Below are 12781 nucleotides of genomic sequence, written 5' to 3'. Positions count from 1 at the left end.
ACATGTAAACGCATGATCATGCCGTTATCGGCTGAGGGTATGGAGTGCTTTAGGTGCCGGTCATCGGACAGCAGGGGGAAAGGAGGAGGGCGCAGAAAGGATGCCTTTAGCCACGTGCAGTAGCTAAAGGCAGGGGAGAGTGGTGCGGATCAGAACGAGCCCAGTTTCAGCAGCTTTTGCAGGTATTGCCCGTAGCCGGTCTTTTTCAGCTTTTCAGCCTGCTCACTCAGTTGTTGAGCTGTGATCCAGCCATTGGAGTAGGCGATTTCTTCAAGGCAGGCCACTTTCCAGCCTTGGCGCTGTTCGATGGTGTGAACGAAGTGGCTTGCCTCCAGCAGCGACTCATGGGTGCCGGTGTCGAGCCATGCAAAGCCACGTCCCAGAATTTCAACCGTCAGGTTTTTCTGTTCCAGATACGCCTTGTTGACGTCGGTGATTTCCAGTTCGCCACGCTCGGAAGGCTTGATGTTCCTGGCAATCTCGACAACCTGATTGTCGTAGAAGTACAGCCCGGTAACGGCATAGCTGGACTTCGGATTGGCCGGTTTCTCTTCAATGCTCAGTGCCCGACCGCTTTCGTCGAACTCCACCACGCCAAAACGCTCCGGGTCGGAGACGTGATAGCCGAATACTGTTGCACCACTGCTTTGCTGAGTCGCGGCGTGCAGTTTTTCGGAGAAGTGCTGGCCGTAGAAAATGTTATCGCCAAGGATCAGACAGCATGGGTCCTTGCCAATGAACTCCTCACCGATCAGGAAGGCTTGTGCCAGGCCGTCCGGGCTTGGTTGTTCCGCATAGGTGAGTTCGATTCCGTACTGGCTGCCGTCTCCCAGAAGCTTGCGGAACGAAGGCAGATCGTCTGGCGTGGAGATAATCAGAATTTCACGCATCCCTGCCAGCATCAGCACCGACAGAGGATAGAAAATCATCGGCTTGTCGTAGATCGGCAGCATTTGCTTTGAGACGCCGAGGGTCAACGGATGCAGGCGGGTGCCCGAGCCTCCAGCCAGGATGATGCCTTTACGATTGGTCGTGATCATTTATTCAGTATTTCCATGAGCATTCGGGTTACACCACTTTGCCAATCCGGCAAGTGCAGGGAAAAGGCGTGACGCAGTTTTTCTGTATTCAGACGCGAATTCAAAGGGCGTTGCGCAGGTGTCGGATAGTCGACGGTTCCGATGGGATTCACGGCTTCTACTGCCAGTTGCTCGCCATTGGCCTTGGCAAAGTCGATGACATATTGCGCGTAGGCGTGCCATGACACTTCGCCTGCCGGTGCCAGATGATAAATCCCGCTGAGCTGCGGGCGCGCCACTGTCTGCTGCAGGGTTGCAGCGGTTATATCCGCCAGCAGGTCCGCGCCTGTTGGTGCGCCGATCTGATCGGCAATGACATTGAGCGTCGGGCGATCCTTGGCGAGCCGCAGCATGGTCTTGGCAAAGTTGTTGCCGCGTGCGGCATAAACCCAACTGGTGCGAAAGATCAGGTGCTTGCAGCCCGAGGCGGCAATGAGCTGCTCACCTTCGAGTTTGGTTGCACCGTAATGGTTGATGGGCGAAACCGCATCGGTTTCTTTCCAGGCGGTTGCGCCTGTGCCATCAAACACGTAATCGGTCGAGTAATGAATCAGCAGGGCGTCGAGCTGGCGGGCTTCTTCAGCCATGACCTGGCTTGCCAGGGCATTGACCCGATGCGCCAGATCACGCTCGCTCTCGGCCTTGTCGACGGCTGTGTAGGCAGCGGCATTGACGATGACCTGGGGCTGGACACGACGAATCGTCTCCCGCAAACCAGCCAGATTGCTCAGGTCGCCTGAAAGCTCGCCATAAGTGGTCTGTACGGGATGTCTATCCAGCGCAGTCACTTCGCCAAGCACTGCAAGCGAGCGCTGCAATTCCCATCCAACCTGACCGTTTTTCCCAAGTAGAAGTATTTTCATGCTTTCCCGGTGCGCGTTGCGTAGTTCTTATCGATCCATTGTTGATAACTACCGCTTTTCACATGAGCGACCCATTCAGGGTTGTCGAGATACCACTGCACGGTCTTGCGAATGCCGGACTCGAAACTCTCTTCGGGAACCCAGCCCAGCTCACGCTGAATCTTGCTGGCGTCGATTGCATAGCGTAGATCATGTCCTGGACGGTCCTGAACATAAGTGATCAGGTCGGCATGAGGACGGAAGGCCGAGTCGGGGCGCAACTGGTCGAGCAGGGCGCACACGGTATGTACCACTTCGATGTTCTGCTTTTCGTTGTGGCCACCGATATTGTACGTCTCGCCGATCTCGCCCTCGGTCACGACCTTGTAGAGCGCGCGTGCGTGATCTTCCACGTAGAGCCAGTCACGAACCTGATTGCCCTTGCCGTAGATGGGCAGCGGTTTGCCTTCCAGTGCATTGAGAATGATCAGCGGGATCAGCTTCTCGGGGAAATGGCATGGGCCGTAGTTGTTCGAGCAGTTGGTGACCAGCGTCGGCAGACCATAGGTCCGGCTCCAGGCGCGTACCAGGTGGTCGGAGCTGGCCTTGCTGGCCGAGTACGGCGAGCTTGGCTGGTAAGGCGTGGTTTCTGTGAACAGATCCTCCGGGCCTTCAAGGTCGCCATACACTTCATCGGTTGAAATGTGGTGGAAGCGGAATGCGGCCTTGCGTGCATCGTCAAGCCCGTTCCAGTAGCCACGTGCGGCTTCCAGCAGCGTGTAAGTGCCGATGATGTTGGTCTGGATGAACTCCGAAGGCCCGCTGATGGAACGATCGACATGGGACTCGGCAGCCAGGTGCATCACGGCATCAGGCTGATGGTCGCGAAAGACACGGTCAATCTCTTCCCGGTTGCAGATATCCACATGCTCGAAAGCGTAACGCTCGCTCTTGTCCGCCGACTGGAGGGATTCGAGATTGCCAGCGTAGGTCAGCTTGTCGACGTTGACCACTGCATCGGTTGTGTTGGCGATGATATGGCGAATGACCGCCGAACCGATAAAGCCTGCACCACCTGTTACTAAGATCTTCACGAGAGTTTTTACCTTGGATTCTGACAAGACTTGAGTGCGCCAACCTGAGGTCGCGACTGTAAGGGACAAGCTGACCTGACGATAGTACAAGGCAGCATTTTACATGGAAAAATCGCTATCGCAGGCCTTGAACAGTAATCGCTCGATCTGCGCCAGCTCCCAGGTGCTGAGCAGGCTGACCGGGTCTGTGCCGTAGCGTTGAGTATCCAGGCTCCATACCCTGCCATCAGGGCTCAGGCAGTGCTGGCAATGGTGCAGATGCCTGTCGCTGACATCGAGGGTCATGCACCAGCCTTCGATAATGATTTGCAGCAGACCCGATTCGAGCGGTTGCCCGAGCCGCAGAGGGTGAATGCCCTGCGCCGTGTCTCGCAGCTGCTGATAGACCTCGCGTGCGCTCAATGGCTGCATCTATTTCACTCCCTGCAAACGGTTTTCCTCAAACCGGCTGCAACTGTTCCAGAAACGCTCAAGACCCGCCGAGAGGAATTTTTCCCGATGGCGAATCAGAAAGAATCGTCGGGTAAAGGGTGGAAGATCTCCGCTCAGAACCTTCAGCTGTTTTGAGGCCAACAGATCGGCCACCACCCAACGCGACAGGCAACTGATACCGATGCTTTGGGCCAGAGTATGTTTGATGGCTTCGGAGCTGCCGATCTGCCGGATGTCGGACAGACCATGTAAATGCCGCAGCAGCAACTGTTCGACGACTTCGCGGGTGCCAGAGCCCGGCTCACGCAGCAGCCATTCGGCATCCTGCAGATCGCTCAGGGTGATGTTTTCCTGCTTGGCCAGCGGATGCTGGCTGCCGGCGACAATCAACAGTTCATCCACCAGCCACGGCTCGGCACTGAGTTCAGGCAAATGACAGGGGCCTTCGATTAACCCCATGTCGATTTCAAAGTCGGCGACTTTTCTGGCGATGGTCATGCTGTTGCCCATCTCGACATCTATCTGCAGCAGAGGAGCCGACTGCCGCAATTCGCCAAGAATCAGCGGCAGCACATAGTTGCCTATCGTGGTGCTGCAGCCTACTCGCAGGCGCGTTTTCACATCCACGTTGCCGGGCTGGAAGCTGGCCTCGATCTGTTGTGCGCTTTCGAGCATCTTTCTGGCCTGAGGCAGCAAGGCGTGGCCGTTGTCGTTAAGTACCAGGCGCTTGCCTACTCGGTCGAACAGGCGCGTATCAAGAGCGCTTTCCAGTTCATTCAGCGCGGCACTGGTGGCCGATTGTGACAACGACACCGCAAGTGCCGCGCTGGTGGTGCTGCCATGTTGGCTGATGGCGCAGAAAATCTGCAATTGACGAAGGCTCAGCTTCACTCGATCTACCTGAAAAATGGGTAAGCGAAACCTATATTACCCATTTTTATAATTATTTTGCGTTCCCTAGACTGGGCTTATGCCATCAAGCGGGAATATGCACATGAGCAACATCAGTTCAGCAGCGATTATGGGGCGTGGTCGTCCATTGGCTGCTCTGTCGAGCCCGCGGGAAGCTATCCGGCAATTCACTCCCAACTGGTTTGCCGTAACGATGGGCACAGGTATTCTGGCCTTGCTGCTGGGGCAATTGCCTTTTTCCGTGCCACTGCTCAAGACCGTGGGCGAGGCTCTCTGGCTTTTCAACATCGGATTGTTCGTGCTGTTCAGCGTGATGTATGCGAGTCGCTGGGTACTGTTTTTCGATGAGGCCAAACAGGTTTTCGGTCACTCCACTGTCTCGATGTTCTTCGGGACGATTCCCATGGGCCTGGCCACGATCATCAGTGGGCTGCTCCTGTACGGACTACCGCGCTGGGGAGTTTCGGTGATTGCACTGGCTCAGGCCTTGTGGTGGATCGATGTGGCAATGGCGCTGGCTTGTGGGGTGCTGATTCCTTTCATGATGTTTACCCGCCAACAGCACAGTATCGACCAGATGACGGCTGTATGGCTCTTGCCCGTCGTGGCTGCCGAAGTCGCCGCTGCCAGTGGCGGTATGCTTGCTCCTCATCTCGCTGATGCCAGCGCGCAGTTCACCATGCTCATCACCAGTTACGTGCTGTGGGCGTATTCCGTGCCGGTTGCCCTGAGCATTCTGGTGATCCTGCTGTTGCGCATGGCCTTGCACAAACTGCCTCACGAAAGCATGGCCGCGTCGAGCTGGTTGTCCCTGGGCCCGATTGGAACCGGTGCCATGGGTATGCTGGTGCTGGGGGCCGACTCGCCAGCCATCTTTGCAGCCAATGGCCTGGCAAGCATCGGTGACGTTGCCAAAGGGCTCGGCCTGATTGTCGGCATTCTGTTCTGGGGGCTTGGCCTGTGGTGGCTTACGCTCGCCCTGTTGATCACCCTGCGTTACTTCAAGACCGGCATTCCGTTCAACCTGGGCTGGTGGGGCTTCATCTTCCCGTTGGGCGTATACGCAGCCACCACCCTGAAGCTGGGCGCGATCTTGCATCTGGTATTTTTCGATGTGCTGGGCGTCGTGCTGGTGATGATGCTGGCCGTGATGTGGCTGATCGTTGCCTCCAGGACATGGGCCGGGGCTTATCGTGGCAACCTGTTTGTGTCGCCTTGTATTGCTTCGTTGGGAAGGGCGGGGGATCAGGTGTGCAGGCTCAGTCCCAACTGATCGATGGAGGAAAGCTGGTAACGTACAGGGTTTTTCAGCTTTTTCACTTGGCCCTCTTCGATGGATTGTTTAAGCCAGTTATTGATCAGTGTTTTAGGGATGGTCCATTCTTCCGCCAGCTCATCTACCGTAACGGCTCTGCCAATCTTTTCGAGTTTCAGCAAAAAGATCTGATAGAAACTCAAGTCAGGGGTATCGATGGGGGGCTCAGGTTTTTCAGCGCCATATTCTGGCAACTGACTTTCCTGCTCTGTCACTTGGGAAAACTCAGATGCCTCTGCAGGTGTAGAGGTCAGTAAGTCGGCAATCGGTTTCACACTATCGTTGTGCGAAAGCAGTGCTCTGACATCAAGCGATTCCGTGTTGTCATCCAGCCACTGTCCGCCCTCACTCACCAGTAACGAGTTACCGGATTCAGTATCCATGCTGCGATGCACCCAGAGGGGAACCCAGGACTTCTTGAGATTCTCCATTGCCCCAGTCCAGGTGCCACCCTTGCGACCGGAATGCACGACAACCGAAGCCTGGCTCATCGCGTAAATGTACTTGTTACGGGCCATGGCATTACCCGTATTGAAGCCCGCTTCAGGACTGAAAGAGGAAACCAGCACCAGCTTATTGTTCATCAACCCCTGACGCCATTTGGAGGATGTAGCCGCTTTAAACAAGCTGTCGGCCATTACCCCGACTGCCGAACCTTCGCCTTCCAGTCCGCCCAGCATCGATTCCTCATCAATACCCTTGGCTGCTCCGGATATTACGCTGAGTCCTGCTTGCGCAAGGCGCTGTCCAAATGTGTGCGCATAATCAAGGTCTGCGCTACTGGCATTTCGAGAACCAACGACGCTGATACCGAGCAGGTTCAACAGAGATGCATTACCGCAGCCAAACAGCACAGCTGGTGCTGCGGTACGTAGTCTTTGCTTGAGCAGTTTTGGATAGTCATTGTCCGAGCGAGTCAGTACCCAGATTCCGGCCCGGCTCCACTTTTCAAGTGCAAAGGCCAGCGCATGGCCGCGATTGAGCAACTGCTCTATGCGCTCTAGCGTGATTCCAGAGTCGGACCATTTGTGCAGTACGTGGCGAGGGTCTTCGCTGACCAGGCTTGCAGGAGTACTGCCTTGCTCATTCAGCCAGAGCGCAAAACGCCCCCACTCCGTAGGTGAGAGTGGTTTTACGTCGCTTTTTGCAGACTTGGAAAAATGGCAAGTCATCAAAAGAATGGCCTGGTTATTGGTATTCATCATGCTTCTTTGTTTGCAGTGGAGGAGATTGCTAAAGGAAAAACAGGACCTTTGCCTGCGCGACGTAGTAGGGTTGCTATCACTGTCAGCGTCCAGCGTGAGTCGACCATGTCATCGACCAATAGCACTGGGCCTTCAGGTAGCTCCTCTGAAAGAGCGAATACACCATCGAGATTTTTGCATTGATGGAAGCTGTTGTTCTGGTGCTTCTGCTGCTGGTTTTCCTTGATCTTGCTGACTGCATTGACAAAGGGAATCTTCAAGGCCGTTGCCAACCGGCGAGCAAAGGACGGTACCAGATCTGGATGCCCAAGCGATGGAACGCAACACACCCAGGCAGGAGTCGGTGTAGGTTGCCAGCGTTGGGTAATCATTTCCACCATCGCTTCTACCAGCGCATCATCGAAGTGATTCTGTTCCTTACCCGTAGCTGCCAATTGCCCCCAACCGCTATCGCGCCAGCGTGACAGTATCCGCCCTTCTTCGGCTAGCCAGGCAGATGGAAGATGGGTAGGAAAGCCATACTCCACGAAAGCGCCTTTGGCGACCTGCTTGCGCGGTTCTATTGGAAACTCGGCATGGCGGATAAAGGTTGCTGCACGATGCATCAGTTCAGCATTGAGCTGTGCAGGTACAATATTGTTTTCTAGGCAATTGGCACACTTGCCACAGTTTTCATGGGCTGGATCATTCAGTGCTCCGCGGATAAAGGCCATCAGGCAATCTTTGGAGTCCAGATACGTATTGACCTCTGCCCATTCCTGCTTGCGAAGCTGGGTCAATTGGGAGATGCGTGCTTCATCGAGGTGGTAGTCAGCGGCTACAAAGTGCCACTTGCTGTTGGTCTTGATCACGGGAGGTTTTTTTTCCGCGCTCAGGTATTTCAGGGTTTTTTCGATCTGGCCTTTCGCAAGGTTGCTGTGTTCTTCCAGGTCTCGAATGCTCAGTCCATCGGATTGTTTCAGCTTGTCCAGAATATGGCGCACTTGTCCCTGACTCGGGAAGGCAGAGCGGCGGAAGAAATCATGAATATCTTCGTCCTCCTTGCCTGACATCAGTATGCCAACCGAGTAATCAATCCCTCGGCCAGCTCGGCCAACCTGCTGGTAGTAGGCAACAAGAGAGCCCGGTGTCTGATAGTGGATGACAAAACCCAGATCGGGTTTGTCATAGCCCATGCCGAGAGCGGATGTGGCAACCAGTACTTTCAGGTCGTTATTGAGTAGGCGGGCTTCAAGATGCTGGCGGTAGTCATCGCTTTCGGGGAAGTCAGGATGTGTGACGCTGCCATAATAGGCTGCTGCGCTGATGCCGTTGTCGTTCAGCCAGTCAGATACCTGATCCGTATCGCGCTGTGTCAGCGTATAGACAATACCGGTGCCTGTGAGCTGCGGGATGTTTTCGGCCAGCCATGCCAATCGACTTGCCTGGTCCGGGAGACGAAGGTTCTGTAAAGCAAGGCTCTCGCGTACCAGGGGGCCGCGTTGGATAGTGATTTCACCTAATTGATCGAGAATGTCTTTGATCACGCGATTGTTTGCCGTGGCGGTGGTGCCCAGTACGGGCGTATTGGTTGGCAAAAATTGCAGGATATTGAGGATGCGGCGGTAGTCTGGCCGGAAGTCATGTCCCCAGTCAGAAATGCAATGAGCTTCATCAATGACCATCAAGCCGATCCGGTCAGCAATCGGTTGCAGTGTGCTTTCGATAAATTCATCGTTGGCCAATCGCTCTGGGGATATCAACAGGCAATCGACTTGATTGGCAAGTATTTGCTGTCTGGACTCTTCCCACTGATCCCGATTCGTGGAGTTGAGCGTGACTGCACGAATACCCAGCCGAGTAGCCGATTCGATCTGATTCCGCATCAATGCCAGCAAGGGGGAAACGATGATTGTCGGACCCTGTCCGCGATCTCGCAGAATCCTTGTGCTGATGAAATACACGGAGCTCTTGCCCCAGCCGGTACGCTCCACGACCAGCATTTTCTTGCGCTGGTTGACCAATGCATCAATGGCTTCCCATTGCCCGTCTCGAAATTGCGCCGCTGGGTTTTGTAATGCGGCTTGCAAGAGTTTTTCCGCTTCGTTGTGTGTCATCGCTGAGATCCTTTCTCGTTACAGCTCCTGTTCGGTGGCATGTTCGCATAAATCTCTAGCCTGATCCCTACGAAAGTGAACAGTTTGTTTCCTGTGCATGTGCTATCGACTCTGTCCACCATATGCATGACTATGCGGCCTGAAGAAACACAAAACCCCCGAATCGCATGGCGATTACGGGGGCTTTGAGAGTTCATCAGCATCCGTGGCAACCCACGGCAGGCATCAGACGTTGAAGCGGAAGTGCATCACGTCGCCATCTTTGACGATGTATTCCTTGCCTTCCAGGCGCCATTTGCCGGCTTCCTTGGCACCGGCTTCGCCCTTGAACTGGATGAAGTCTTCGTAGGCAATGACTTCGGCGCGGATGAAGCCTTTTTCGAAGTCGGTGTGGATCACGGCAGCGCCTTGTGGCGCGGTGGCGCCTACACGGACGGTCCAGGCACGGACTTCTTTTACGCCAGCGGTAAAGTAGGTTTGCAGGTTGAGAAGTTCGTAACCGGCGCGAATCACGCGGTTCAGGCCAGGCTCTTCGAGGCCCAGGGCTTCGAGGAACATGTCTTTTTCTTCGCCTTCTTCAAGCTCGGCGATTTCAGCTTCGATCTTGTTGCAGACCGGTACGACAATCGCGCCTTCTTCTTCAGCGATGGCCAGGACGACGTCCAGGAACGGGTTGTTCTCGAAACCGTCTTCGGCAACGTTGGCGATGTACATCACAGGCTTGCTGGTCAGCAGGTGGAAGCCACGGATTACCAGCTTCTCGTCAGCGCTCATGCTTTTCATCAGGCTGCGTGCAGGCTTGCCTTCAGTGAAGTGGGCGATGAGTTTTTCGAGCACGGCTTTCTGGGCCACTGCATCCTTGTCACCGCCCTTGGCGTTGCGAGTGACTTTCTGCAGTTGTTTCTCGCAACTGTCGAGGTCGGCAAAGATCAGTTCGAGGTCGATGATTTCGATATCGCGCTTGGGGTCGACGCTGTTGGAAACGTGAATGACGTTCTCGTCTTCAAAGCAGCGGACCACGTGGGCGATGGCATCGGTTTCACGGATGTTGGCCAGGAACTTGTTACCCAGGCCTTCACCTTTTGAGGCACCGGCAACCAGACCGGCGATGTCGACGAACTCCATGGTGGTCGGCAGGACGCGCTCGGGTTTCACGATGGCGGCCAGGGCATCCAGACGTGGATCGGGCATCGGCACGATACCGGTGTTGGGTTCGATCGTGCAGAAGGGGAAGTTCTCTGCCGCAATGCCGGATTTGGTCAGGGCGTTGAACAGGGTGGACTTGCCGACGTTAGGCAGGCCGACGATGCCGCAGTTGAATCCCATGGTGTTTACCCTCGAGTGATGTCAGGCCTTCTGGCTGTGCAGGTTTTTCATCGCCCGGTTCCATTCACCGGCGAAGATATCCGGCAGCACGCCGAGGGCAAAGTCGATACTGGCATCCAGTTTTTCCTGTTCGGCGCGTGGCGCTCGACCCAGGACGAAACCGGATACCTTGCTGGCATCGCCTGGGTGGCCGATGCCAAGCCGCAAGCGATGGAAAGTGTTCTGGTTACCGAGCTGCGCGATGATGTCGCGCAGGCCGTTATGACCGCCATGCCCGCCGCCAACTTTCAGTTTGGCAACGCCGGGAGGCAGGTCGAGTTCGTCATGCGCTACCAGAATGGAGTCGACCGCAATGCGATAGAAGCTGGCGAGTGCCGCTACAGCCTGACCGCTGCGGTTCATGTAGGTGGTAGGAATCAGCAGACGAACATCCTGACCCTGATGCGTGAAGCGTCCGGTCAGGCCAAAGAATTTGCGCTCGGGAACGAGGTTGACTCGTTGCGCCGCAGCAATACGCTCAACGAAAAGAGCCCCTGCGTTATGCCGGGTCTGTTCGTATTCTGTGCCAGGGTTTCCCAGGCCAACGATCAGTTTTATGGCGGTCACGACAGGGGCTCTTCCTTGGAGTTGTGGATAACACCGCTTGCGAAAACGGCAGTTGTGGACGAAAAGTGCTCATTTACCATGATGTAAACTCCGCGATCTCGCCCGCTTTGCCTGCTATCGCTCGCGATGTTTCCTGAGCAACTCCGACGTTACCAAGTAAATGAATTACTCGGCAGCGCCTTCTTCTGGTGCTACACGTGGAGCGTGAACGTTGGCAACAGCCAGGTCGTTACCATGCGCCAGTGCGACGAACTCAACGCCTTTAGGCGCGGTCAGGTCGGACAGGTGGATGATGGTACCGATGACGGCCTTGGCCAGGTCAACTTCGATGAACTCAGGCAGGTCTTTAGGCAGGCAGGACACTTCTACTTCAGAAGTAGTGTGCGAGACTTCGCCGCCTTTCTTGACCGGTGCTTCTTCGTTGATGAAGTGAACAGGAACGACTGCAGTCAGTTTCTGACCGGCAACAACGCGAACGAAGTCAGCGTGCAGTACGTGGCCTTTGGCCGGGTGACGTTGCAGAGCCTTGATAACGACGTTCTGCTTGGTGCCACCAACGTTCAGTTCGATAACGTGGCTGAAAGCAGCTTCGTTTTCGAGCAGTTTGGCAACTTCTTTAGCCAGCATGCTGATGGACTCAGGCGCTTTGTCAGCACCGTAGACAACAGCTGGAACCAGGCTTGCGAGACGACGCAGGCGGCGGCTCGCACCTTTCCCCAGGTCGGAACGCAGTTCAGCATTCAGAGTGAAATCATTCATTTTGTTTCTCCAAAATAACCACACTCGCCTGGCGTTTGCGACCAGCGCCAAAGCGATATGGGCAAAAAAGCCCCGCCCTGACCGAATGTCAGGGCGGGGCGCTTTTCGTCGACGAGATGAATGCCAGGGAAAACCCTTAGCGGAACATCGCGCTGATCGATTCTTCGTTGCTGATACGGCGAACCGCTTCAGCGACTACCGGTGCGATATCCAGTTGACGGATACGGCTACAGGCTTGTGCAGCAGCGGACAACGGGATGGTGTTACTGACCACCAGTTCGTCCAGCACGGAATTTTCAATGTTTTCGATCGCCCGACCCGACAGCACAGGGTGTGTGCAGTAGGCAAAGACCTTGGCAGCGCCATGCTCTTTCAGGGCCTTGGCCGCGTGGCACAGAGTACCGGCGGTATCGACCATGTCATCGACCAGAATACAGGTACGCCCTTCGACATCACCGATGATATGCATCACTTCGGAGTGATTGGCTTTCTCGCGGCGTTTGTCGATGATCCCGAGATCAACGCCCAGGGATTTGGCAACAGCACGTGCACGCACGACACCGCCGATATCCGGGGAAACGATCATCAGGTTTTCAAAGCGCTGATCTTCGATGTCATCCACCAGGACAGGGGAGCCGTAGATGTTATCTACCGGAATATCGAAGAAACCTTGTATTTGGTCAGCATGAAGATCAACCGTGAGAACACGGTCGATACCCACCACGGTCAGCATGTCAGCAACGACTTTCGCGCTGATTGCAACACGTGCGGAGCGCGGACGGCGATCCTGGCGGGCATAACCAAAGTAAGGAATCACAGCAGTGATTCGGGACGCTGAGGAACGGCGGAAGGCATCAGCCATCACGACGAGTTCCATCAGGTTATCGTTAGTCGGAGCGCAAGTCGGCTGAATAATGAAGACGTCTTTACCGCGGACGTTTTCATTGATCTCAGTGCTGATTTCGCCGTCGGAGAATTTGCCGACAGAGACATCACCCAATGGGATATGCAGCTGACGTACTACACGCCGAGCCAGATCGGGGTTAGCATTCCCCGTAAAGACCATCATCTTGGACACGCGCAGTACCTGGAGGCTGAGGGTATACCTGGATGAG

The 12781-nt window shown here is 55.3% G+C and carries 12 protein-coding genes; 1 reads left to right on the top strand and 11 read right to left on the bottom strand.

The genetic code is table 11. The features are described 5' to 3' along the window. Positions 1–149: 149 nt before the first annotated feature. From rfbA to JL015_RS23025, 5 genes are all read right to left on the bottom strand, one after another. Positions 150–1040, bottom strand: a complete 891-nt coding sequence (gene rfbA, locus JL015_RS23045; RefSeq protein ID WP_201020068.1) for a glucose-1-phosphate thymidylyltransferase RfbA — start codon at positions 1038–1040, stop codon at positions 150–152. Further along, positions 1037–1942 (bottom strand): dTDP-4-dehydrorhamnose reductase, encoded by a 906-nt coding sequence (gene rfbD / locus JL015_RS23040; RefSeq protein ID WP_201020067.1) that lies wholly within the window; start codon positions 1940–1942, stop codon positions 1037–1039. Before rfbD ends, rfbA begins: the two co-directional genes overlap by 4 nt. After that, positions 1939–3015: a dTDP-glucose 4,6-dehydratase gene (gene rfbB, locus JL015_RS23035; protein ID WP_201020066.1), complete on the bottom strand. Its 1077-nt coding sequence runs from the start codon at positions 3013–3015 to the stop codon at positions 1939–1941. The genes rfbD and rfbB overlap by 4 nt, the downstream gene beginning before the upstream one ends. A 99-nt stretch (positions 3016–3114) precedes the next feature. Beyond that, positions 3115–3426, bottom strand: a complete 312-nt coding sequence (locus tag JL015_RS23030) for a DUF7693 family protein (protein ID WP_201020065.1) — start codon at positions 3424–3426, stop codon at positions 3115–3117. Continuing rightward, a complete protein-coding gene (locus JL015_RS23025) occupies positions 3427–4338 on the bottom strand; it encodes a LysR family transcriptional regulator (protein WP_201020064.1) in 912 nt (303 codons plus the stop codon). Positions 4339–4441: 103 nt separating this feature from the next. Between JL015_RS23025 and JL015_RS23020 the strand changes: the two genes are divergently transcribed. Then, positions 4442–5632, top strand: coding sequence for a TDT family transporter (locus JL015_RS23020; protein ID WP_236250263.1), 1191 nt, complete (start codon positions 4442–4444; stop codon positions 5630–5632). Here the strand turns inward: JL015_RS23020 and JL015_RS23015 are convergent. From JL015_RS23015 to JL015_RS22990, 6 genes are all read right to left on the bottom strand, one after another. Then, positions 5605–6876, bottom strand: a complete 1272-nt coding sequence (locus JL015_RS23015) for a DNA-processing protein DprA (protein ID WP_236250262.1) — start codon at positions 6874–6876, stop codon at positions 5605–5607. The two genes, JL015_RS23020 and JL015_RS23015, sit on opposite strands and share 28 nt — an antisense overlap. Continuing rightward, on the bottom strand, positions 6876–8975 hold the full coding sequence (locus tag JL015_RS23010) for a RecQ family ATP-dependent DNA helicase (RefSeq protein ID WP_201020062.1): 2100 nt from the start codon (positions 8973–8975) through the stop codon (positions 6876–6878). The genes JL015_RS23015 and JL015_RS23010 overlap by 1 nt, the downstream gene beginning before the upstream one ends. 225 nt (positions 8976–9200) lie before the next feature. Further along, positions 9201–10301, bottom strand: a complete 1101-nt coding sequence (ychF, locus tag JL015_RS23005; RefSeq protein WP_201020061.1) for a redox-regulated ATPase YchF — start codon at positions 10299–10301, stop codon at positions 9201–9203. A 21-nt stretch (positions 10302–10322) separates the two neighbouring features. Then, positions 10323–10907, bottom strand: coding sequence for an aminoacyl-tRNA hydrolase (pth, locus tag JL015_RS23000; protein WP_201020060.1), 585 nt, complete (start codon positions 10905–10907; stop codon positions 10323–10325). A 165-nt stretch (positions 10908–11072) separates the two neighbouring features. Then, positions 11073–11666 (bottom strand): 50S ribosomal protein L25/general stress protein Ctc, encoded by a 594-nt coding sequence (locus JL015_RS22995; protein WP_201006498.1) that lies wholly within the window; start codon positions 11664–11666, stop codon positions 11073–11075. 136 nt (positions 11667–11802) lie between these two features. Further along, complete coding sequence (locus JL015_RS22990) at positions 11803–12744, bottom strand: ribose-phosphate pyrophosphokinase (protein ID WP_025258597.1); 942 nt, start codon at positions 12742–12744, stop codon at positions 11803–11805. Between the last annotated feature and the right edge of the window lie 37 nt (positions 12745–12781).

It is taken from the genome of Pseudomonas cichorii, assembly GCF_015471405.1.
In the GTDB taxonomy this organism is placed as follows: Bacteria; Pseudomonadota; Gammaproteobacteria; order Pseudomonadales; family Pseudomonadaceae; genus Aquipseudomonas; species Aquipseudomonas serbiensis.
The sequence above is the reverse complement of the archived record's forward strand: the minus strand, read 5'-3'. Positions and strand labels throughout refer to the sequence as shown.

Excerpts from the sequence above, each read along its gene's own strand:
- ychF (WP_201020061.1), bottom strand. The coding sequence starts at position 10,301 with ATGGGATTCAACTGCGGCATCGTCGGCCTGCCTAACGTCGGCAAGTCC.
- JL015_RS23020 (WP_236250263.1), top strand. The coding sequence starts at position 4,442 with ATGAGCAACATCAGTTCAGCAGCGATTATGGGGCGTGGTCGTCCATTG.
- JL015_RS23030 (WP_201020065.1), bottom strand. The coding sequence starts at position 3,426 with ATGCAGCCATTGAGCGCACGCGAGGTCTATCAGCAGCTGCGAGACACG.
- rfbD (WP_201020067.1), bottom strand. The coding sequence starts at position 1,942 with ATGAAAATACTTCTACTTGGGAAAAACGGTCAGGTTGGATGGGAATTG.
- rfbA (WP_201020068.1), bottom strand. The coding sequence starts at position 1,040 with ATGATCACGACCAATCGTAAAGGCATCATCCTGGCTGGAGGCTCGGGC.
- JL015_RS23015 (WP_236250262.1), bottom strand. The coding sequence starts at position 6,876 with ATGAATACCAATAACCAGGCCATTCTTTTGATGACTTGCCATTTTTCC.
- JL015_RS22995 (WP_201006498.1), bottom strand. The coding sequence starts at position 11,666 with ATGAATGATTTCACTCTGAATGCTGAACTGCGTTCCGACCTGGGGAAA.
- JL015_RS23010 (WP_201020062.1), bottom strand. The coding sequence starts at position 8,975 with ATGACACACAACGAAGCGGAAAAACTCTTGCAAGCCGCATTACAAAAC.